The sequence below is a fragment of the Ferrovum sp. PN-J185 genome, assembly GCF_001581925.1.
GTDB lineage: Bacteria > Pseudomonadota > Gammaproteobacteria > Burkholderiales > Ferrovaceae > PN-J185.
Window position 1 is genome coordinate 180,208 of the sequence record NZ_LQZA01000002.1, and the last position, 23,872, is coordinate 204,079.

The window sequence follows — 23,872 nt, forward strand, 5'->3', positions numbered from 1 at the left end:
TTAGATTTCATCTTCATTTTCAAGAGCGGTGTCTTGCTCTTCCTTTCCTAAAAACATCATTTGTAATGCTGGGGCAACCACTAACAACATAATGGGTCCCAGCAACATCCCTCCTACCACAACAGTTGCCAATGGGCGTTGTACTTGACTACCGATACCTGTAGAAATGGCGGCAGGAAGTAACCCAATGCAGGCTGACAATGCGGTCATAAGCATAGGGCGCATGCGCTGATCAGCGGCATTGAACATGGCTTCGAAAGGAGGTAAACCTGAAAAACGAAGTTGATTATAGTAGGTAATCACTAAAATACCATTCATTACAGAGACGCCGAACAAAGAGACAAAACCAATCGCAGCGGAAATACTAAAATGTAATCCTGTTACAGCTAAAGCCATGACGCCACCCCCAATAGAAAAGGGAATAGCGGCTAAGGCCAACAGGCTATCTCGGAGAGAATTAAATAAGGTATAGAGAAGAACAAGAATAAGAGCAAGGGCTATGGGGAGTATGATAGCTAGACGTTTTTTGGCTTTTTGTAATTCTTCAAACTCACCCGACCAAACAATATGATATCCCTCAGGTAAAACAATACTGTTGGCAATTTTTTCTTGCGCTTCTGCAACAGTGCTTCCCAAATCGCGGTTTCTAACGCTAAATTTTACTGGAATAAAACGCTGATTACGCTCATGGTAGATATAAGACGCACCTGTATCAAGTGAAATATCAGCTAGTTCTTTTAAAGGAATATAAGCCATGGCGCCATTTGGGGCGCTATAGCCAACCTTAAGACGACTGATGGTATCGATATCTTTTCTATAGTCAGGAGACAATCTAACTGTTAAAGCAAACTGTCGGTCTCCTTCGTAGACTGTTGTCGCCTGGGTCCCACCTAATGCTGCCTGTACAACCGTATTGACGTCTCCTGTATTAAGGCCGTAACGAGCAGCTTTAATACGATCAATTTTAATATTGAGATTAGGTTGTCCTAGTACACGAAATACACCTAAGTCAGTCACCCCTTTAATCTTAGCCATTTCCGATTGAACTTGGTCAGCTAGTTTTTCCAGTGTGGCTAAGTCTGGACCTAAAATCTTGATGGAGTTGGCACCTTTAATACCTGATAAACCTTCTTCAACATTATCTTGAATATATTGTGAAAAATTCAGCTCAACGCCAGGAAAGCGACTATTAAATTCTTTTTGTAAATCATTAATTAAATCATTTTTTGTATAGCCTGATTTCCATTCATCAAAAGGCTTCAATGGCACAAAAAATTCAGCATTATAAAAACCCGCTGCATCACTGCCATTATCTGGTCTACCATGTTGTGAAACCACGGTAATTACTTCTGGATGTTTGATAATAATTTTTCTCATGGCATCCACAACAGGCATACCTGATTCAAGTGAAATAGTGGGAGGTAAGGTTGCTCTTATCCATAAGTTCCCCTCCTCAAGAGCGGGGAGGAACTCTGAACCAATACGTATAAAAATGATGACGGAAACAATTAAAAACGCAACACCAATACTTACTGTCTTGTTAACATTTTGTAGAGCCCATTGGAGAATAGGCTTATAGAAATGACGCATTTTTTCAACAAGAATGGTTTCTGTTTCTTTCACATCTTTAGGTAATAAATAAGAAGCAAGTACCGGAGTAATGGTAAAAGTAGCTAATAACGCGCCAGCAAGAGCGTAGCCATAAGTACGCGCCATGGGCCCGAAAATTTGTCCTTCAACCCCTTCCATAGTAAACAACGGAATAAAGGCAGCCACGGTAATGGCAGTAGAAAAAAGAATGGCGCGATCAACTTGGATAGTACTGATGAAGATGATGCGTAGACGATTAGTCCACCCTTTACTCATAAGTAATTGACGAAAACCGCTTTGCTCCTGATCTTGAATGAGATCACGTCGGCCATCCGGGGCTTTCTGAAAATTTCTAAAAATATTTTCAACTAATATGACTGCGGAGTCGACAATAATACCGAAATCCACAGCGCCCAGTGACAATAGGTTGGCAGACTCCCCTGTGATGACTAATATGATAATACTAAAAAACAATGCCACAGGAATGTTGACGCTGACGATAATCGCACTTCTCAAATCACCTAAGAAAATCCATTGAATAAAAAAGACCAGGAGACAGCCAAAGATTAAGTTATGTAAAACGGTATGTGTGGTGACGGCAACGAGAGTGGTTCTGTCATAGAAAGGAACCAAATGCACCCCTGCAGGCAGCGTACCATCATGATTAATCTTTTTAACTTCTTCTTTAATTCTTGCCACCACTTCATTGGTTTGCATGGTTCTATTCATAACCACAATGGCCGCAACCACATCATTATTTAAGTCTCGTCCTGCTCTGCCAAGCCGCGGTACATTGCCAACATAGACTTTAGCTACATCATTAACAGTGATAGGGAAAGAATTGGTTTGTTTTAAAACAATGTGTTTTATATCTTCGACGTTAAATCCTTTCGTTAAGTCTAAATCCCCGCCACTATTGATGAGACCTATGCCTCTTATATTGACCGATTGCTGACCAAAATTAATTGTTCTACCGCCTACATTAATGTTGGCATTATTAATGGCACTGAGTAGTTGTGGAATAGTAATACCAAAATGTTCGAGTTTTTCTGGATCAGCTTCAACTTCAAATTCTTTTGTAGTTCCGCCCCAAGTATTCACTTGAACAACACCTGGTACAGATAGAAGTCGTCTTTGTACTACCCAGTCTTGTACAGTTCTTAAGTTGGTAATTCCAAAATGAGGGGGGCCCATTAATTCATAACGATATACTTCTCCAACAAGGCTTGAAGCTTGAATTTGTGGCGTGACATTATTAGGTAATGAGACATTTTGCTGTAGGCTTAATGCTGCTTGCGTATAAGCAAAATAGTAATCAACGCCATAGTGAAACGTTACTCTAATAAAAGATAAACCGGTAAAAGAAGTCGAACGAATAACTTCAACTCCTGGTGTAGTAGCAAGCCCGGTCTCCATGGGTATAGTGTAATAGCGCTCCATCTCCTCAGCAGATAACCCTGGGGACTGCGCAGTAATTTCAAGAATAACTGGTGCGGGGTTGGGATAGGCTTCTACATTGAGTTTGTAATAAGCTCCCAACCCTACAAACAGAAAACCAACTAATAAAATAATAACAATAGGACGATTACTGAGTGAAAACGCCAAGAGATTTTTTAACATGTACTACTCCGTTGACATGTCATAGGCGTGACTGACAAAAACAGCGCCTTGCGTTGCCACCATTTCACCGCTATGTAAACCCGATAGAATCTGATAATTACCACCCTGCTGCAGGCCAATGGTTACTTGTCTTTTCTCAAAAAGACGACCATTTCCTGTGACCCATACAGTTAACGTCCCATCTCCTTGACGCACTACACTTTCGAATGGAACGGCTGGGAAACCTTTTAAGTTACCTGTAGTGATAGTGAAATAAGACAGCATCCCTGGTATCAATGAATTGGATTCATCGCTAATATCCGAACGAACCAGAACGCTATGTGTATTAATATCAACTTGTGCGCCAATACTGGATACCACACCTTTAAAATGTAAATCCTTTAAAGACGGTACTTTAACATCAACAGACTGACCTAACTTGATGGTTGAAATATCACTTTCAGCGACGTTAGCAATCATCCATTTGCTGGTTATGTCTGAGACTGCCATGGGTGCTGGAGGCGTACCTGGTTGTACGTAGGCGCCAGGGGCTGGATTATTAAAAGTAATCACTTGTCCGTTAATAGGGCTACGTACAATCAACTCAGGATCAGCCTTCTTGTTTTTTATCATCAGTTGGATTTCAGTATCCGTCTTACCAAAAATCTTTAGATTATTAATCGCGCTCTGGTACGCCCCTTCTGCTGTTTGTTGATCAGAAATGGCCTGTTGATAGTCTTTTTCAGCCATTGCTTTTAATTTAAATAATGCTTGTGCTCGAACTAACGCTTTGCTACTTAATTCCTTTGTAGCAGCACTAGCAATGAGAGTTGATTCAGCTTGTAATAAGTCGGGACTATCAATGGCATAAAGGGGTTGACCTACTTTCACCGTATCACCTAATTTGACAAAAATACGATGAATTTTTCCGGCGTAGTTAGGAAATACTTGAATGGTTTTCAGATCATTAAAAGCGATGGAGCCAACAGCCTCTTTATTAGCTTGAAAGTCATAATCTATGACAGGTTTAACTTTAACAAATTTGCTTTGTGACTCGGTAAGTAAAATTTGTTCTTTGTTACTCCTTTGTGGTTCAGCAACGACTTGCGTGACAACATTGTTGTTGTGTTCTAACCAACGTGTTAGAGCAACCAACAACAGAACAACAATAGTAATAGCAATTTTTTTCATAAAGTTATGGTTTTTTCGCTAGAGAATCTAAGGGTTTTTTATCCCACCAACCACCACCAAGGGCTACATACAGTGCTGCAGCATCACCGAGTTGATTGGTACGCATTTGAATATAGTTAATTTTGGCTTGTTGATAAGCGATATCGGCATTTAATAAGATCAGTTGATTGACGAACCCTAGTTTTTCTTGAGAGGTTGTCATCGATAATAACTGTTGATTAGTATTAAGTAGTGTTTCAGCGTTTTTCAGTGCATCCGCATCCGACTGAATGGCGTGCATGGTGTCTGCTACGTTTTGAAAAGCATTTAATACAGTAAGTTTATATTGTGCTACAGACTGAGCTAAGGCTTCTTTGGCAGCCTGTTCACGGGCGCTTAATGTTCCACCCGAAAAAATAGGGACTGATAAATCGCCGATCAAACTAAAAAATCCCGCCCCATTGTGATAGAGCTGATTAAAGGCGTCAGCTGCACCACCAATTGCGCCTGTCACATTAAACTGGGGGAAACGATTGGCAAGTTGAACGCCAACTTGAGCGTTAGCATAATGAATTTGTTCTTCTGCTGCCAGAATATCTGGTCGTTGTCTAACAAGGTTAGAAGGTAAGGATACGGGTAGAGAATGTGGTAGATGAAATTCATCTAACACAAAGTTCATCTTTATTTGTTCACTTGGAAAATGTCCTGACAGCACATGAATTAAATCATTGGTTTGTTCAAGTTGCTGTTTGAATGGCACGATTTGTTGTTGTGCTTGAGTTAACAAAGTGAATTGACTATTCACATCCATTGCACTTGCGTACCCTAACTCAAATTGCCGTTGAGTAAGATTAACGATTGTTTGATAGTCTTTAATAATACGTTGATTAGCTTCAATGATGGCTTTTAAAGAAGCTTGTTGGATGGCGGCAGCTACAGCATTAGCAGTCAGCGTTATGTATGTGGCCTCAAGTTGATAGGCAGTGGTTTTTTCTTGAGCTTCTAATGACTCAACCGCTCTCCTATTGGCACCAAAAAAATCAGGGGTGTAGTTTAATGTTACTTCAGCAGTATGAAAATTAAAGTAAGCTGGACCGTTAAATATTGGGCCACTTGGATTTTGGTATGTGGAGATAACATTACCATTGCCTTGTATACCCGGTGAATTTCCGCCTAAGTTTCCTGCCAGTTTATTTCTTGAAATCGCGTAATCGGCACCAATACTAGGAAAAAAGAATCCTTGCTGAGCAATGACATTTTGTTTGGCCTGTCTGAGGCTTGTTTCAGCCACAGTCATTGACGGATTGTTATTGATCACCATTTCCACGTAAGTGGATAATGATGGCGATCCTAGTACGCTCCACCAGTCAGCGGGTATGGATGTTTGTGTACTAAAGTTAATACTACCTAACGGGGTAAGTTGTTGTTTATTATGGTTTTCTACGTAGCCTGCTTGCTTGGATAATTGTGGTTGTTGAAAATCAGGACCGAGTGCGCAACCTGATAAACACACAGTTAAATACAGTGCTCCTTGAAACGATATTTTTTTAATTGTATTTTTTTTGCGCATGTATTCACTGAAGCACAGGATAAGGGTTAATTAACTAATAAATTTTAGCAGTTGAACATGAATTATATATTTCATTGTTTGTTTAACCTATGAATTTTATGGGTTTTTTTATTTATTATTAATTTTCTGCTCTAACTCTTCTAAGCGTTCGCGAGTCTTTAAGAGAATAGCTTTCTGAATTTCAAATTCTTCACGAGTTACCCAGCCGCTGTTAGCAAAAAAATTAGTTAATATTTGGCGAAGATTCTGTTCGATGTCTTTGACTGGTGTCTTCTCAACCAACGATAAGATTTTATGAATGGTTTCATCTATTGCAATTTTATTAAACATCTGAAAACTCCTTGAATTTGTTGCACAATTTTAATATGAATTAGCTTAAATAAGGAGAATTTCAGTTTATTTAAGATTATTTTAAGCAAATTAGGAGCTAATGGGTCTGTTTGTGAAAAGCATATTTAAATAGGTTATACTTCGTAACAGTTGTAACAATAATTTAAAAAATAATTTTGCTGTACCCAAGGGGGAGAAAACCATGTACTTAAGAGGCTTAGTGCTAGCGTCAGCTATGGGTTGTGGGTTATTAATATCAAATTATGTATTAGCAGAAGAAAGTAGTACTAATAATACATCAAATAATAATACTAATGGGCCTACATTTGCAGATATTCTCAAAAATTCAGAAATTGATGTAAAAGGTTACTTTGATGCTTCTTACATTGGTAGCAATAAAATACCAGATCCATCTATTCAAGTTTTTAACCAAGACAAAAACACGTTTGCACTACATCAGCTTGGTTTGTTCATTTCAAAAATGCCTAAAGAAGGGTTTGGCGGATTACTAAATATAACAGCTGGACGTGATGCACAAACTATTTCATCATATGGTGCCAGTAGCCAATCAGTTGATATTACGCAAGGTTTTATTCAATACGCAAAAAGTCGTTATACCGTCATTGGTGGTAAATTTGGTACTCTGGCAGGCGCTGAAGTCATTGATAGCTCTGCTGATACAAACATTACCCGCTCTATTTTATTTGGTAAAATTCCCTTTACACATACAGGGATACGTCTTACCACAGCCTTGTCAGATATGACCAACATTATTGTTGGTATTAATAATGGTTGGGATCAAGTCACTGACACCAACACACAAAAAACAGTGGAGCTTGGTTTTAGCTCAGCCTTTACACAAGATACCTCTTTAGCCATCAGTGCCTACTCTGGCGCTGAAAACAGTTTCCCTAATGCGGGTTATACCTATAATACTGCCATCCCAGGGGTTCAAAATGCCACTAATGTTATTCCTAGTGGTACAAGAAACTTAGTTGATATGGTGTTTAGCACTAATTTAACTCACTCTTTGACATTTATTCTTAATGGCGACTACGTCTCCCAAGAAAATGTTCCAGGTGTAGCGGGTAACGCAACCTATTCAGGCGTTGCTGGATATTTAAACTATCAATTTAACGATATCTATCGTTTATCTTTCCGTGCTGAAGAATTGCGTGACAACAGTGGGTGGGCGACGGATCCTAACTCTGGAGCTTATATCGGAGCTCATGCACCAGGAGCCAATAACGTTCGTGAAGCTACTCTAACTTTAGGCTACGCACCGGTTAAGAACACAGAAATAAGAGTTGAAGGTAGATATGACCATTCAGACTTGGCTGTTTACAGTAACAGTAACAATATGACTACTTTTGGCGTACAAGGAATATATAAATTCTAGCTCACACTCAATAGGATACTTACATGAAACTGGTTACGGCGATTATTAAGCCATTCAAGCTTGATGAGGTAAGAGAAGCGTTGAGTGCGATAGGAGTACAAGGGATAACGGTGACAGAAGTGAAAGGGTTTGGTAGGCAGAAGGGTCACACTGAGTTATACCGAGGAGCGGAATATGTGGTGGATTTTTTACCCAAGGTGAAATTAGAGGCTGCCATTGCTTCCGAGATGTTAGATCAAGTGTTAGAGGCGATAGAGAAGTCGGCTAATACAGGGAAGATTGGGGATGGCAAGATATTTGTCTTTGAATTAGAACAAGTTATACGTATCCGTACCGGTGAAACGGGTTCAGAAGCGCTGTAGTTTATCAACTCATAATAGTGCGCAACAATGATGCTGTGCACTATTATGCGGCACAAGAGTTATCCGTCATGTAAACAAAGAGATACTTTAATTAGTAAATAATTACTCTTTTTAATAGTTAAAAAATCTATTTTTTAACTATCTTAATCATAAAATAATGCGTTAATTGTTTTCGTCAATAAAGTTGTAACTAATTGTATTATCTCAATTTAAGTAATCAACACTTCACTCTAGTATTTCTCTTTTTACTAAATAAAACAGCCCAAATTATTAATCTGGCACGCTCTGTGCTTTTAATTGATTGGGTCATTAAGTTATTTAATTTAAGTAGCATTTATTTGGGAGAAAAAATGCAATGAAAAAAACTTCACTGTTAGCATTAAGTAGTCTTTTATTGGTGAGTTCGCCTTTTGTTTATGCGGATGCGACAGCTCCAGCAACCACTGACGCAAGCAAACCGACGTTAGAAACTATTTTGTCAAATAGCGGCATCACAGACAAAGAGTATATTGACGCAAGTTATATTGGACACAATCAAACGCCAAATACCAATATTCAAGTAATTGATCCTAATAAGAATTCATTTGGTTTACATCAGTTAGGAGTTGTTTTAGCCAAGCAACCTAAAGAGGGTTTTGGTGGATTAGTTAATATTATTGCAGGATCTGATGCTGGCGTAATTTGTTCTTATGGTATTTGTACTAACAATACAGCTCAACCCTTCAGCGGTGGCAGCCTAGCGCTTCCTCAGGCATTTATTCAGTATGCAAAAAGTAGCTGGACAACACTACTTGGTAAGTTTCCTTCATTAGCTGGTGCGGAGTCTTTTGATAGTACCCTCAACACTAATATGACGCGCTCTATCCTGTATAACCATCAACCTTTTACCCATACAGGTTTACGTATATCAGATGCGCTAACTGGTTCAACAACGTTGACCTTTGGTGTCAACAATGGCTGGGATCAAGCGGTTGCTCAAACTGGTTCAAAAACCATTGAGCTTGCACTGAACGAAACTTTTACTACTGACACGTCATTGGTGGCCAGTATTTATTCAGGCGATGAAGCTATGCCGCAATACGGTGCTACCTATACTCCTGGCAATGTAGTACCACTCACCTACACTGCAAATACGATCGGTGGTAGTGCTTTACTTCCTACCAATGGTGGGCGTAGCGGTTTAAGAAATATTTATGATGTGGTTTTTACCAGTAATCTAACTGCACAAACTACATTTATTGTTGATGCAGATTATGTTACACAACAAAATGCAGCGCTTTCGGCCACATCAGTGGGGACAGAAACTTATTGGGGTGTAGCGGCTTATCTGAACCATCAATTTAATGATCAATACCGTATTTCTTTACGTGCTGAACAGTTACGTGATGAACAAGGAGTAGCTATTGCTTACAGCGGTGGCGGGACACCACTTGGTGCGAATACTGTTCGTGAAGTGACTTTAACACTTGGTTATGCGCCAGTTAAAAACGTTGAAATCAGAACTGAATTACGTGGTGACCGTGCTGACAATCCAATTTTTGGTACCAGTAACGGTTCTCTTACTCAAAATATGCTGACTTATGGCGTACAGGGTATTTATAAATTTTAAAGTTAATGATTAGGAGACTCATATGAAACTGGTTACGGCGATTATTAAGCCATTCAAGCTTGATGAGGTAAGAGAAGCGTTGAGTGCGATAGGAGTACAAGGGATAACGGTGACAGAAGTGAAAGGGTTTGGTAGGCAGAAGGGTCACACTGAGTTATACCGAGGAGCGGAATATGTGGTGGATTTTTTACCCAAGGTGAAATTAGAGGCTGCCATTGCTTCCGAGATGTTAGATCAAGTGTTAGAGGCGATAGAGAAGTCGGCTAATACAGGGAAGATTGGGGATGGCAAGATATTTGTCTTTGAATTAGAACAAGTTATACGTATCCGTACCGGTGAAACGGGTTCAGACGCCTTATAAGGGGAAAGAAAATGAAAATGTTATCAAAGAGCTTAACAGCAGCACTGTTTGTGTTGGCGTTACTAGTTGGCTCACATCAAGCGCTCGCTGATGAAGCGGCTAATCCATCCAGCGCAGCACCTGCTGCAAGTGTTACTGCCACTCCTGCTAGCACAGCAGCCCCTGCGGCTCCTGCGGCAGCACCTGCTGCTGCCCCAGCACCAACCGCCCCGTTTTTAACGGATTTTAGTAAAATCAATTCAGGTGATACAGCCTGGATGCTCACTTCAACTGCATTGGTATTGTTCATGACAATCCCTGGCTTGGCCTTGTTTTATGGCGGTATGGTGCGCAAGAAAAACGTCCTAGCAACCCTTATGCAAAGTTTTGCCATTACCTGTTTAGTAACCATACTATGGGTAGTGATGGGTTACAGTCTGTCTTTCACACCAGGATCAAGTTGGTTAGGTGGATTAGATCGCTTTTTATTGCACGGCATGCTCTATCAACATGATGCGGCAAAAGTATCTGTGTCTCATATTGCGACAAATGTCCCAGAATCAGTGTATATGATGTTTCAAATGACCTTTGCTATTATCACTCCAGCGCTTATTGCTGGTGCCTTTGCTGAAAGAATGAAATTCTCAGCTATGATGTTGTTCGTCGCAATTTGGTCTTTAGTTGTATACGCACCTATCGCACATTGGGTATGGGAGCCTAGTGGTTGGCTAGCTAGCAAGGGAGTATTAGATTTTGCTGGCGGTACAGTCGTTCATATCAATGCAGGTATTGCAGGTCTTGCAGCAGCACTAATGATGGGTAAGCGTGTTGGTTATGGTAAAGAGCCGATGGCACCACATAACTTAGTATTAACTTTGGTTGGCGCATCAATGCTGTGGGTAGGTTGGTTTGGTTTCAACGCAGGTTCTGCTGTAGCCGCAGACGGGCGCGCTGGTATGGCAATGGTTGTCACCCAAGTGGCTACAGCCGCAGCTGCTCTTGCTTGGATGTTTGCGGAGTGGATTGTAAAAGGTAAACCCAGTGTATTAGGGATCGCCTCAGGTGCCGTTGCCGGTCTTGTTGCTATTACTCCAGCATCAGGTTTTGTTGATACTACGGGCGCGCTAATTATTGGTATTGCTGCAGGAGCAATTTGTTTTTGGTCAGCCACAACCCTTAAACACAAATTAGGTTATGACGATTCTCTAGATGCCTTTGGTGTACATGGTATTGGCGGAATTGTGGGTGCTCTCCTAACAGGTGTATTTAATATTAAAGAGTTAAGTGGTGTTGATGGTAGTTTGATGACTCAGGCTCTTGGTGTCGGTGTAACACTTGTCTATGGGTTTGTTATGTCAACGATTATTCTTAAGATAATTGATCTTATCGTAGGCTTAAGAGTGAGCGAAGAAGAAGAAAGAGAAGGGCTTGATCTGGTTCTTCATGGTGAACGTGTGGAATAGTTATTCCTCCAGAAGTACTTTAAGGCGCCTTCGGGCGCCTTTTTTTATGCCTTTTTGCGCTTGGGAAAGAAGGCTTAAACGGTGTAAAATAGCGTGCTATGCAAAATAAAACCAATCAATTAGAGCAGTTATTAAAGCAAAGAATAGTTTTGCTTGATGGGGCCATGGGAACCATGATTCAGGGCTACAAGCTCACTGAAGAGGATTACCGTGGTGAACGTTTTCGTGACTTTCCTCATGACTTGAAAGGAAATAATGATCTGTTGGTCTTAACCCAACCTCATATCATCAAAGCTATTCACCAAGCCTATCTAGAGGCGGGTGCCGATATTATTGAAACCAATACCTTTAATGCTAATCGCGTTTCTATGGCCGATTACTACATGGAGGAGTTGGTATTTGAAATTAATAAAAGTGCCGCTGTGTTAGCCAGAGAAGTGGTTGATCAGGCCTTATTGGATAACCCAAACCAACCCAGGTTTGTAGCAGGTGTGCTGGGTCCGACTACTAAAACTGCTTCTATATCACCTGATGTGAATGATCCAGGTTATAGAAATGTGGATTTTGATGCTTTAGTTGAAACATATCTAGAAGCAATTGATGGCTTAGTTGCTGGTGGTGTCGATATCTTATTGGTTGAAACCATTTTTGATACATTAAACGCAAAGGCCGCGGTATTTGCTATAGAAACGTATTTCGAGACACATGGCATACGTATGCCCGTGATGATTTCAGGAACCATCACCGATCAAAGTGGGCGAACACTAACAGGTCAAACCACAGAAGCTTTTTGGAATTCCTTAAAGCATGCTAAACCTATTTCAATTGGGCTAAATTGCGCTTTAGGTGCTGAACTCATGCGTCCTTACGTGGAAGAAATGTCACGTATTGCAGACACGTATGTGAGTGCTCACCCTAACGCTGGACTCCCCAATCCTTTGTCCGAATCTGGTTATGATGAAAGCCCACAGGTCACTTCTCGATTATTAAAGGAGTTTGCTGAAGCCGGATTTATTAATATTGTTGGTGGTTGTTGCGGTACGACACCGGCGCATATTAAAGCCATTGCAGATGCAGTAAGAGATGTTCCGCCGCGGCGGATTCCACCCATTCCTGCTGAACTGCGTTTATCAGGATTGGAGCCATTGAATATTGGTGATCAGTCATTGTTCGTTAATGTGGGTGAAAGAACCAATGTTACTGGATCAAAAGCCTTTGCTAGGATGATCTTGGCAGGCGAATTTAATGAAGCGTTAGCAGTGGCAAGAAACCAAGTTGAAAATGGGGCGCAAATCATTGATATCAACATGGACGAAGCCATGTTGGATTCAAAAGAAGCAATGAAACGCTTTTTGAATTTGGTTGCAGCGGAACCTGATATTTCAAGAGTGCCAATTATGGTTGACTCATCTGATTGGCAGGTGATTGAAACGGGTCTTAAATGTATACAAGGTAAACCAATTGTCAACTCAATTAGTCTGAAAGAAGGAGAAGAGGCTTTTCTCGAGAAAGCAAAACTAGTATTGCGTTATGGTGCGGCAGTGATTGTCATGGCCTTCGATGAACAAGGACAGGCTGATACGTTAGCAAGAAAAGTAGAGATTTGTACTCGTTCATACAATTTACTCAGAGAAAAACTAGACTTCCCACCAGAAGATATTATTTTTGATCCGAATGTGTTTGCCATTGCCACGGGTATAGAAGAACACAATAACTATGCAGTTGATTTTATTGAAGCTACGCGCATTATTCGTGACACTCTACCTCACGCAAAAATCAGTGGTGGCGTATCCAATGTCAGTTTCTCTTTTAGGGGCAACGAGCCTGTAAGAGAAGCTATTCATACTGCATTTTTATACCATGCTGTACGTGCCGGTATGACAATGGGTATCGTTAATGCAGGTCAATTAGGCGTTTATGCTGAAATACCTCAAGAACTATTAGAACATGTCGAAGACATCATTTTGAATCGTAGAACTGATGCGGCAGAGAGAATGGTGGCTTTTGCAAGCCAGGTTAAGGGTGGTTCAAAAACACAAACAGAAGATTTGAGTTGGCGCCAAAAATCAGTACAAGAGAGACTGACTCACGCTCTAATTAAAGGTATTTCAAACTGGATTGTTGAAGACACAGAAGAAGCCAGATTACAGTACGCTCAACCCATTGAGGTGATAGAAGGTCCCTTGATGGATGGGATGAATGTGGTGGGAGATCTCTTTGGTGAAGGAAAAATGTTTTTACCGCAAGTGGTTAAGTCCGCTCGGGTAATGAAACAGGCTGTCGCTCATTTGATACCCTTTATTGAGGCAGCAAAAGCCAAATCCGGAGATACGCGATCGAAAGGGAAAATTCTCATTGCAACTGTGAAAGGCGATGTACATGATATTGGTAAAAATATCGTGGCAGTAGTTTTACAGTGTAATAACTTTGAAGTAGTGAATATGGGTGTGATGGTTCCTGCTGATAAGATTTTACAAAAGGCTAAAGAAGAAAAAGTCGACATTATTGGTCTTTCTGGATTGATCACGCCATCACTAGAAGAAATGGCTCATGTTGCAAGAGAAATGCAACGAGAAGGATTTACTATTCCACTACTCATTGGTGGAGCCACTACTTCACGTGTCCATACTGCAGTAAAAATTGAGCCTAATTATGCCAACGGTGTCACGGTATATGTTCCTGACGCATCACGTGCTGTGGGCATTTGTAGTCAGTTACTTAGCGATGAATTAAAAACAGAGTTTGTAACAAAACTAAAAGTCGACACCGAACGCATACGTCAGCAACACGAGTCGAAAAAAGGTCAGGGGCCGTTGATTCCTTTTGTTGAAGCTGAAAAAAATCGTTGGCGTATTGATTGGAAAAACTATCTTCCACCTCAACCCAAACAATTAGGTATTACCGTATTTGACCAAGTTTCTTTAAAAGAGTTGGTTCCTTATATAGATTGGGCACCTTTTTTTCAGACTTGGGAGTTATCAGGTAAATTCCCAGATATTTTGAGTGATCCTATAGTTGGCGAGTCAGCACAATCGGTTTTTCATGATGGTAAAAAAATGTTGGATGAAATCATTACCCATCAATGGCTAAATGCGAAAGCGGTAGTAGGAATTTTCCCTGCAGCCTCGATTCATGAGGGTGAAGATGTTGCTGTATACGATCCACAACGTCATGAGTTACTAACGACTTTTCATTTTCTAAGGCAGCAAAATCAAAAAGCTTCGGATCGGTTTAACCAAAGTTTGGCTGACTTTATCGCCCCAGAAGCTTCAGGTGTAAGTGATTACATTGGATGCTTTGCGGTAACTGCAGGTCTTGGAATTGATGATAAGTTAAATGAGTTTGAGAAAAAGCATGATGACTATAATTCAATCATGTTGAAGGCACTGGCAGATCGTCTGGCAGAAGCTTGTGCTGAATGGCTTCATGAGCGTGTTAGAAAAGAGCTGTGGGGTTATGCGGACAATGAGCAGCTCACTAATACAGATCTTATCGCAGAGTCCTATCAGGGAATACGCCCTGCCCCTGGGTACCCCGCCTGCCCTGATCACACCGAAAAAGCGCAACTATTTGAGTTAATCCAAGTAGAAAAAAATGCGCATATGGAGCTTACTGAAAGCTATGCTATGTTACCTACTGCAGCTGTGAGTGGTTTTTATTTTTCGCATCCTGATAGTCGTTATTTTGCTGTCGGGAAAGTGGATCGTGATCAAATAGAAAGTTACGCGCAGCGTAAAAATATGACAGTAGAGGAAGTGGAGCGTTGGTTAGCACCAAATTTAGGCTACGATCCTTACAATCTAGTTAAATAATATATGCATATTCACATTCTAGGTATTTGTGGCACATTCATGGGCGGGATTGCTGTGCTTGCAAAAGAAGCAGGTCATCATGTAACAGGTTGTGATGCCAATGTGTATCCCCCAATGAGTACTCAGCTTACCGAACAAGGTATTCATCTTATTGAGGGATTTGAGGCGGATCAAATTAATCTTAATCCTGATTTGTTTGTCGTTGGTAACGTAGTTAGTCGTGGTAACCCTCTTATGGAGGCGATTCTTGATAATGACTTAAATTACGTATCGGGGCCACAATGGTTATCTGAACATATATTAAAACATTGTCGAACTCTTGCTATTGCAGGCACCCATGGTAAGACAACTACTTCATCTTTAGCGGCCTGGGTATTAGAGCAGGCAGGATACCAACCAGGTTTTCTAATCGGCGGCGTCGCTCATAACCTTAAGGTTTCGGCTCGACTGCCTAAACATTTTCTGAGCGCTCAAGATAAACCATGGTTTGTCATTGAAGCTGATGAATATGACACAGCGTTTTTTGATAAAAGATCGAAGTTTATACACTACCATCCGGAAATTGCGATTTTAAATAATCTTGAATTTGATCATGCCGATATTTTTAAAGACCTCGATGCAATAAAAACGCAATTTCATCATTTAGTAAGAACAGTACCGAGTAAAGGTTCGCTGGTTTACAATGATAGCGACGATAATATCAACGATGTTATTCAGCAAGGTAGTTGGTCTCACTTGGTGCCTTTTGAAAAAAAAGGTCTTTTTCAGTTGTCAGTTAGTGATGGTCAATTGTCTTTAATGCATCAATCTACACAAATAACGCATACCGTTTCCTGGCAGTTATTAGGTAAACATAATGAAATGAATGCAAAAGCGGTAGCCACTGCCTTATCGGTAATTGGTCTTAGTCTTGAAAGTATCAGTGAGGGACTCAGTAGCTTTCAGGGCATAGCAAGACGAATGGAAGTACGAGGCAGCGTCAATGGCATTACCGTATACGACGACTTTGCGCATCACCCAACAGCGATAGCAACAACGCTTGCAGGATTAAGAGAGAAAGTAAAAAATCAACGTATCGTGGCTGTAATAGAACCACGCTCTAATACAATGAAGCAGGGAGTATGGGCTGAGACATTGGCAAATAGTTTAAATGGTGCGGACTGGGTTTTTGCTTATGGTGCAAACTTAGGCTGGGATATTGAAAGCGCTCTCTTACCGTTAGCAGATAAGCTTAAAATTGATTATGACATTGATCAATTGATCAGCCATATTTGTGCCCAAGTGCGTTCTGGAGACCATATTCTTGTAATGAGTAATGGTGGATTTGCTGGTATTCATCAGCGACTATTAACTGCTTTAGCATCATGAATGTTTTTTATGAGGATGAGGGAGAGCTCAGAGTAGCCAAAATACTGACTCAGTCAGAACAAAGTATGATGGTGGAAACACCTTTTGGTAAAAGGGTGAAAATCAAACGTCAAGTGGTGATCTTTGAATTTGAGTATGCCCCTTTTGAGCAGTTTTTACCGCAGGCAAAAACAGCTCAGACAGAGATAGATGTTAATTTATTGTGGGAAGCCTCACCAACCACTGATACTCTAGATGTTAAAAATCTTGCTCTTGAATATTTAGGGCATATACCGAATTTTGTTGAGTTAGCGTCTTTTTATTTGGCAATTTTTGATGCACCAATTTATTTTTATAAACGTGGTAAAGGATTATTTAGAAGAGCTCCGGAAGAAAATGTAAAAGCAGCTTTACTGGGTATTGAAAAGAAAAGAGTACAGGAAGCAGAGAAACAGAAATCATTAGAGCAGATACAACGTGGTGAGACACCAGAGTGGTTAAAGTCTCACTATCATGTCATTTTATATAAACCAGATAAGAATACGTGGGAATACAAAACCGCTGATTTTATTGCCACTTCATTGGGGTTGTCTTTACCGCAATTAATAGTGAAATGTGGCTTAATCAGAAATAGTCACGATTATTTTACTCAGAAATTCATCCATGACCATATTACTCCAGAGATTGGTTTATCTTCTTTTGATAAAGATACTTTTCTCGCTCAGTTAACTGCGTCGCCGGTTGCTGCTTTTAGTATTGATGATGCATTTACAACAGAAATTGATGATGCATTTAGTGTGCAGGAACTGGATAACACACACTGGTTAATTGGTATTCATATCGCAGTACCTGCACTTGGTATTCATGAAACATCAGAGCTTGCACACTATGCACGCTTAAGATTGTCTACAGTCTACATGCCTGGTAATAAAATTCCTATGTTGCCAGAAGCGGTTATTAATTGTTTTAGTCTTCAAGAAAAACAATGGAATCCCTGTTTATCTTGTTATATAACAGTTAATAAAAACACCTTTGAGATTAGCGATAGAACCACCAAACTTGAAAAAATTTGGGTAGAAGATAATTTGAGATTACATGACCTTCAGCCTTATTTTTTAGATAATGATGTAGTGGCCTCTCACGCTTATCAACAGCAATTACAAATTCTGTTACATCTTGCACGCTATGTGGCAGATCAACGCGGTGTCAACACTCGACCACAAACACATTATATTGACTATGATTTTATTGTAGAACAGGATCGGGTAACTATTACTCAACGACCTCGTGGTTCACCGCTTGATACGTTAGTGGCAGAGTTGATGATTGAGGTAAATAGTCACTGGGCCGATAAGTTATCGCAAAGCCATTTGGTTGGGCTATATAGAGTCCAAGAAAACGGCAAAACTTATATGAGTACTGAGCCTAAGTCGCATCAAGGTTTGGGTTTGAAGAAATATGCATGGACTAGTTCTCCGTTACGTCGTTATGTGGATTTGGTCAATCAGTGGCAATTGTTAAGAATTATTAATCACCAACAAAATAACTGTTTTGCTGAGCAAAATGAATTTACTGAGATAGCCAAGTCATTTGATATCACTTACAGTACTTACTTGGATTTTCAGAGAAACATGGAAAGATATTGGTCACTACGTTGGTTAATACAAGAGAATGTTACTACTTGGCAGGCTGTAGCATTACGTGATGTGAATGTACGGTTAAACGAGTTACCTTTAGTACTATCAGTAAAAGGTGTAGAGAAATTAGTAACAGGTCAACACTATACGATTAAAATTAGTAAGGTAGACTTGTGGGAACTAAAATGTGACTGTGAACTAGTCCAGTAGCCTATGACACAAAAAACACAATTTACTAAGATTGTTTTTTTATCAATTATTATTCATGTATTAATTGTTTGGTTATTGTTTTATCAGCATTCTATTCCTCGTATTAGCTTACCTGTAAGTCATTCGTTTCAAGAGCCGATAGAATTAAATTGGTACCAAGAGCAGCCAAGTCATTTAGAAAACCGACAGGTGCTTCAACCTCAAAATAATAAAACAGAGGTATCTACTCATAAAAAGCAGATAACCCATAAAGCACTTACTCGTTACCAAAATAACAATATCCAAAGAAAAGAATCCCCAAGTCAAGATTTATTAACTAACAGTTTAAATCTAGCAAAAACACTTAGTTTGGATGATTCGTCATCAAAAAAAATCGTTGACAGTATTACTACTCAAAATAGCGATATTCAAAATTATGAAAAGGATTTTAGAGACAAAGTAGTAAGAATCGGATCGGTTAACTACCCACCTCCAGTCAATGGCTTTCCTTTATCTGGTAATGTACGGATCAGTGTAGTGATAGACAGTGCAGGACATATACAAGAGTTATTGGTAGTGAGGAGCTCGGGAATTAGTGCGCTGGATCAATCGGCTATTAAAATTATTCGTTTATGTGAGCCATTCCCTCCTTTTTCTCAATCGATGAAAGCAGTCACTGAGGAGGTGCGGATTACCCGCACCTTTGTATTTAGACAAGCGGATGAGTCCGTTTCTAGTCATTAGTTTAACTTATAACGGGCTAATGTTTTTTCTCTAGCGATCTTATGATCTACAATTGGTGCAGGATAATCCTTACCAATCACACAATTGTATTGTTGTTGTTCAAGTGCTGATAGTAACCATGGTGCATGAATTTTGCTGGGTGGTAAGTTTTTTAATTCAGGACAATATCGTTTAATAAAGCTTCCTTCACTATCAAACTTTTCTGATTGCGTAATGGGATTAAAAATTCGAAACCACGGTTGGGCATCGCAACCAGTAGATGCCGACCATTGCCATCCTCCATTGTTGGCAGACAAATCAAAGTCATTGAGATGTTCACTAAAAAAAGCTTCTCCCCAACGCCAGTCAATTTGTAGATCTTTGACTAAAAATGAGGCGCTAATCATGCGTAATCGATTATGCATAAAACCTGTTTGCGTGAGTTGCCGTATGGCTGCGTCTACAATTGGGTATCCTGTTAAACCCATACACCATGCGTCAAAAAGTTGATGATTATTATCAAACACCAAACTATCCCACTCTTTCTTAAATGCACCATGGGCCACATGAGGGAAATGCCACACTATGGCAAAATAAAAATCACGCCAAATCAGCTCGTTTAACCATGTGGAAGAGCCTTTGTTGTTAAGTTGTAGTGCTTGCCTAACGAGCTCTCTGACTGAAATAGTTCCAAAGCGTAAATGAATAGATAAGTAGGAGACGCCGCGTATACCAGGGAAATCACGCCGTTCATGATAGAAGGACATACGCGGCATAAATTCGTTGAGTAGTGCTTGGGCTCCCTCTTCCCCTGCATTGATTTTTAATGTGGTTAGATTGGTTTCTGCAAAACCTAAGTCGGTTAAACTGGGTAATGAGTAATCAAACGCTGAAGACTTGGCTAAATGCTGAGATGGTCCATCAAAATAGGCATAGTGTTCGAAGGAGAGTTGTTTTAGCCAATTGTTTTTGTAGGGAGTGAACACAGTATAGGGCTTGTTTTGCGCAGTTAAAATTTCATTTTTTTCAAAAATAGCTTGATCTTTAAAGGTTAAAAACTGAATTCCGAATTCCTTAAGCTGTGTTTCAACTTCGGCGTCACGTGAACGAGCGTAAGGTTCATAGTCGTGGTTAGTGATAACTGTTTGTACATTTAATTGGTTTGCTAAATCAGGAATTAGAGAGTGAGGGGAGCCATCTAATACAATAAGATCCCCTCCTTTTTTAATTAAACTTTGCTTTAATAGTTCAATCGAGCGCCATATAAATTCAACTCGTCTGTCTTGTTTATTTTTTAATTGGTTTAGAATATTTCTATCAAAAACAAATACACAAAAAACACTTTCAAACTGGTTAAGGGCGAAACTGAGACCATGATTGTCATGAATACGTAAATCTCGACGGAACCAGAAGAGCGCTTTTTTATTAGATTGTTGATCTGAATTTAGCATTTTTTTACCTATAAAACGTCATCGAGTTTTAAGAACTTATGAGATAATATGCGCCATGACAACGGTAAATTTAACCAATCATTTCCTAATTGCAATGCCTGCTATGCAGGATCTCAATTTTTCTGGAACACTTACCTATATTTGTCGTCACAATGAACAAGGAGCGATGGGCCTCATCGTTAACAGACCAACAGACATTACCTTGGTTCAGTTATTTAATCAAATTGAAGTCCCTTTAGAGAATGACGCCCTTAAAGATAGCTTAGTGTATCTAGGTGGCCCTGTACAAACTGACAGAGGCTTTGTCTTACATTCACCAGTGGGTGATTGGCGCTCTTCGCTTAAAATTAACGAGCATGTGGCACTAACCACTTCTAAAGATATTTTAGAAGAAATAGGTAAAGGCTTAGGGGCAGATCAATTGTTTGTTACGCTAGGTTATGCCGGTTGGGATGCGGGACAGCTTGAAGAAGAAATTAAGTTGAATAGCTGGCTTACCGTGGAGGCAAATTTAGAAATTGTATTTAATACTCCTGCAGAACGTCGTCTTAATGCTGCTATTCAATTATTAGGGTTTGACTTATCTATGTTAAGCGATGAGGCAGGACATGCCTGAGGGCACATTACTAGCCTTTGACTATGGCTTACGCTTTACAGGTATAGCTATCGGTGAATTGGCTCTCAGAACAGCCCGGCCTCTAGAAACAATTGAAACAAAAAATTATAGTGAATGCCTGAATTTGGCAAACATGATTGTTAGAGAGTGGGATCCCGTATTGTTAGTTGTAGGCCTCCCTCTTGATAAGGAAGGTAACGAACAACCTCTTACTGAAGCCTGCCGTCAATTTGCCAGAGATTTAGAATCATTAACTTCCATTAAATCAGTATTGATTGATGAGCGATATACTTCTTTGGAGGCAGACTTACGAATGAAAGAAAGAGGTTTAAAGGTGAAGGACAGAATGCTGACGCAGCATGCGGAAGCGGCGGCAATTATTCTACAGAGTTATATGGAGTCTGATGTCCATGAGTAAAAATATCCAGCTAAATCAGGAAGGTAAATTACAACATTTGCTTACTATTGAAGGCCTACCTCCAACTATCTTGTATCAAATATTAGATACAGCCAAATCTTTTGAGCATGTTGCACATCAGGAAATTAAAAAAGTCCCTCTATTACAAGGTAAGTCCGTGTTCAACTTGTTTTTTGAACCTTCAACTCGTACAAGAACAACTTTTGAGATTGCTGCCAAACGCTTGTCAGCTGACGTTATTAATCTAAATGTCAGTGCTTCTAGCCAGAGTAAAGGTGAAACTCTTCTTGATACAGTAGACAACTTATCTGCTATGCAGGCTGATATGTTTGTAGTTCGCCACTCAGACAGTGGCGCTGCACACTTAATTGCTAATCATGTGGCGCCTAATATACACGTGATTAATGCCGGTGATGGCAGACATGCTCACCCGACCCAAGCCTTGTTAGACATGTATACCATTCGTCATTTCAAGGGTAAATTTAATCATTTAAAAGTGGCTATTGTGGGTGATGTACTTCATTCTCGCGTCGCTCGCTCACAAATTCATGCATTGACTACTTTAGGTGTGTCTGAAGTACGTATTATTGGCCCTAAAACGCTGATACCTAGAAATGTTGAGAAAATGGGAGTACATGTTTTTCACGATATGGTTCAAGGTTTAAAAGGTGTGGATGTAGTCATTATGTTACGACTACAAAATGAACGTATGAATGGCGCATTATTACCTAGTCGTGACGAATATTTTAAGTTTTATGGATTAACGAAAGACAAGTTAATGCACGCAAAACCCGATGCTATTGTTATGCATCCAGGACCAATGAATCGTGGTGTGGAAATTGATTCAGAAGTAGCAGACGGAAGTCAATCAGTCATCTTATCCCAAGTTACTTTTGGCATCGCTGTGAGAATGGCGGTGATGTCGATTTTAGTTGGTAATACCAGTGGGGAAGTAATATGAAAATACAGATTTCAAGAGGAAAAATTATCGATCCCCATAGTCAGACAACGAGCATGGGTGATGTATTTATTGCAGCAGGAAAGATCGTCTCGATTGATAAAGCACCACCAGGATTTGTACCTAATCGAATTATTGATGCCCATGAAAAATTAATTATTCCAGGTCTAGTGGATTTATCAGCCAGATTAAGAGAACCTGGTTATGAATATTTAGCCACACTAGAGAGTGAAATGTTAGCAGCCAGTGCCGGCGGTGTTACGTCACTGGTTTGTCCTCCTGATACAGATCCTCCTCTGGATGAGCCAGGTTTAGTAGAAATGCTTAAACATCGTGCCAAGGGTAAAAATCAAACTAACGTCTACCCTTTGGGTGCCCTCACTATGCAATTAAAAGGTGAGCGATTAACTGAAATGGGCGAGTTGAAAGAAGCGGGTTGTATTGGCTTTTCACAGGCTAATCAGTTGATAGCAGACAAACAAGTATTACTTAGAGCAATGGATTATGCTGCCACATTTGGATTTTCTGTGTGGCTACAACCACAAGACCCCTATTTGTCTAAAGGTGGGGTCGCTCATGATGGAGAGGTAGCGAACCGTTTAGGGTTACCCGTGATTCCTTCTTGTGCTGAAAGTATTGCGGTACATACTATTATAGAGTTAATGCGTGAAACGGGTGCCAGAGTCCATTTGTGTCGAATCTCAAGCGCCAAAGCAGTTGAACTCATTAAGGCAGCTAAGAAAGAAGGCTTGCCACTTACTGCTGATATTTCTATAAATAGTCTTCATTTAACTGAGCATGACATAAGTTATTTTGACGCCAATTGCCATTTGATTCCTCCATTGAGAAGTTTGGAGGATAAACAGGCACTGCGTAACGGACTTAAAGATGGAACCATTGACGTACTAGTGTCTGATCATTCTCCTGTTGATGAAGATGTAAAGCAGTTACCTTTCCAAGCATCAGAGGTAGGTGCTACAGGCTTGGAACTCTTACTTCCTCTTACTCTTAAATGGAGTAGAGAAGAAAATATTCCTCTGCCACAGGCGCTTAGTCGAATTACGTCTATCCCTGCAGCAATACTAGGTATTCATGCGGGAAGAATTGCCGTGGGTGAACAGGCTGATTTATGTGTTTTTGATCCTGAACGAGAGTGGTGGGTAACCCCTGATATGCTGAAAAGCCAAGGAAAAAATACTCCATTTGTGAACCGTCCATTACTCGGTAAAGTATCGCACACCATAATTGGTGGTTTTTTGATTTATGAAGATGCTAGAGCTTAATTAACA

General features: G+C 40.1%; 18 protein-coding genes. 13 read left to right on the top strand and 5 right to left on the bottom strand.

Annotated features, from left to right (window positions below; all coding sequences use genetic code 11):
* The 4 genes from FV185_RS05560 to FV185_RS05575 all read right to left on the bottom strand — a co-directional run bounded on the left by FV185_RS05560 (nt 1) and on the right by FV185_RS05575 (nt 6,259).
* The gene (locus tag FV185_RS05560) at nt 1-3,210 is read right to left on the bottom strand and encodes an efflux RND transporter permease subunit (RefSeq protein ID WP_067494769.1); all 3,210 of its coding nucleotides are present in this window, start codon (nt 3,208-3,210) and stop codon (nt 1-3) included.
* Between the two features lie 3 nt (nt 3,211-3,213).
* A complete protein-coding gene (locus tag FV185_RS05565; RefSeq protein WP_067494772.1) occupies nt 3,214-4,380 on the bottom strand; it encodes an efflux RND transporter periplasmic adaptor subunit in 1,167 nt (388 codons plus the stop codon).
* 4 nt (nt 4,381-4,384) lie between these two features.
* Nucleotides 4,385-5,929 carry an efflux transporter outer membrane subunit gene (locus FV185_RS05570; protein WP_067494777.1) on the bottom strand — a complete coding sequence of 515 codons (1,545 nt, stop codon included), beginning with the start codon at nt 5,927-5,929 and terminating at the stop codon, nt 4,385-4,387.
* Nucleotides 5,930-6,037: 108 nt separating this feature from the next.
* A complete protein-coding gene (locus FV185_RS05575) occupies nt 6,038-6,259 on the bottom strand; it encodes an accessory factor UbiK family protein (protein ID WP_067494780.1) in 222 nt (73 codons plus the stop codon).
* A 202-nt stretch (nt 6,260-6,461) separates the two neighbouring features.
* Here FV185_RS05575 and FV185_RS05580 point away from each other — a divergent pair, with 202 nt between their 5' ends.
* The 9 genes from FV185_RS05580 to FV185_RS05620 all read left to right on the top strand — a co-directional run bounded on the left by FV185_RS05580 (nt 6,462) and on the right by FV185_RS05620 (nt 19,161).
* Complete coding sequence (locus tag FV185_RS05580; protein WP_067494783.1) at nt 6,462-7,658, top strand: outer membrane beta-barrel protein; 1,197 nt, start codon at nt 6,462-6,464, stop codon at nt 7,656-7,658.
* Between the two features lie 23 nt (nt 7,659-7,681).
* On the top strand, nt 7,682-8,020 hold the full coding sequence (gene glnK, locus FV185_RS05585) for a P-II family nitrogen regulator (RefSeq protein ID WP_056929286.1): 339 nt from the start codon (nt 7,682-7,684) through the stop codon (nt 8,018-8,020).
* A 355-nt stretch (nt 8,021-8,375) separates the two neighbouring features.
* The gene (locus FV185_RS05590) at nt 8,376-9,629 is read left to right on the top strand and encodes an outer membrane beta-barrel protein (RefSeq protein ID WP_067494787.1); all 1,254 of its coding nucleotides are present in this window, start codon (nt 8,376-8,378) and stop codon (nt 9,627-9,629) included.
* Between the two features lie 22 nt (nt 9,630-9,651).
* On the top strand, nt 9,652-9,990 hold the full coding sequence (gene glnK, locus FV185_RS05595) for a P-II family nitrogen regulator (protein ID WP_067494790.1): 339 nt from the start codon (nt 9,652-9,654) through the stop codon (nt 9,988-9,990).
* Between the two features lie 11 nt (nt 9,991-10,001).
* Nucleotides 10,002-11,432, top strand: coding sequence for an ammonium transporter (locus tag FV185_RS05600; protein ID WP_067494794.1), 1,431 nt, complete (start codon nt 10,002-10,004; stop codon nt 11,430-11,432).
* Nucleotides 11,433-11,530: 98 nt separating this feature from the next.
* Entirely contained in the window at nt 11,531-15,244 is a 3,714-nt protein-coding gene (metH, locus tag FV185_RS05605) for a methionine synthase (RefSeq protein WP_067494797.1), read from the top strand.
* 3 nt (nt 15,245-15,247) lie between these two features.
* Nucleotides 15,248-16,612: a UDP-N-acetylmuramate:L-alanyl-gamma-D-glutamyl-meso-diaminopimelate ligase gene (gene mpl / locus FV185_RS05610; RefSeq protein ID WP_067494800.1), complete on the top strand. Its 1,365-nt coding sequence runs from the start codon at nt 15,248-15,250 to the stop codon at nt 16,610-16,612.
* A complete protein-coding gene (locus tag FV185_RS05615) occupies nt 16,609-18,438 on the top strand; it encodes a ribonuclease catalytic domain-containing protein (protein WP_067494803.1) in 1,830 nt (609 codons plus the stop codon). The genes mpl and FV185_RS05615 overlap by 4 nt, the downstream gene beginning before the upstream one ends.
* Nucleotides 18,439-18,441: 3 nt before the next feature.
* Entirely contained in the window at nt 18,442-19,161 is a 720-nt protein-coding gene (locus FV185_RS05620) for an energy transducer TonB (RefSeq protein ID WP_067494806.1), read from the top strand.
* Here FV185_RS05620 and FV185_RS05625 read toward each other — a convergent pair.
* Nucleotides 19,158-20,591 (bottom strand): cryptochrome/photolyase family protein, encoded by a 1,434-nt coding sequence (locus FV185_RS05625; RefSeq protein WP_067494808.1) that lies wholly within the window; start codon nt 20,589-20,591, stop codon nt 19,158-19,160. The two genes, FV185_RS05620 and FV185_RS05625, sit on opposite strands and share 4 nt — an antisense overlap.
* Nucleotides 20,592-20,646: 55 nt before the next feature.
* Between FV185_RS05625 and FV185_RS05630 the strand changes: the two genes are divergently transcribed.
* The 4 genes from FV185_RS05630 to FV185_RS05645 are packed head-to-tail and all read left to right on the top strand — an operon-like array spanning nt 20,647 to nt 23,866.
* Nucleotides 20,647-21,207: a YqgE/AlgH family protein gene (locus FV185_RS05630; RefSeq protein ID WP_067494811.1), complete on the top strand. Its 561-nt coding sequence runs from the start codon at nt 20,647-20,649 to the stop codon at nt 21,205-21,207.
* Nucleotides 21,200-21,625 (top strand): Holliday junction resolvase RuvX, encoded by a 426-nt coding sequence (gene ruvX / locus FV185_RS05635; protein ID WP_067494814.1) that lies wholly within the window; start codon nt 21,200-21,202, stop codon nt 21,623-21,625. The genes FV185_RS05630 and ruvX overlap by 8 nt, the downstream gene beginning before the upstream one ends.
* Entirely contained in the window at nt 21,618-22,586 is a 969-nt protein-coding gene (locus tag FV185_RS05640; RefSeq protein WP_067494817.1) for an aspartate carbamoyltransferase catalytic subunit, read from the top strand. Before ruvX ends, FV185_RS05640 begins: the two co-directional genes overlap by 8 nt.
* Nucleotides 22,583-23,866 (top strand): dihydroorotase, encoded by a 1,284-nt coding sequence (locus FV185_RS05645; RefSeq protein WP_067494822.1) that lies wholly within the window; start codon nt 22,583-22,585, stop codon nt 23,864-23,866. Before FV185_RS05640 ends, FV185_RS05645 begins: the two co-directional genes overlap by 4 nt.
* The last annotated feature ends 6 nt before the right edge of the window (nt 23,867-23,872 follow it).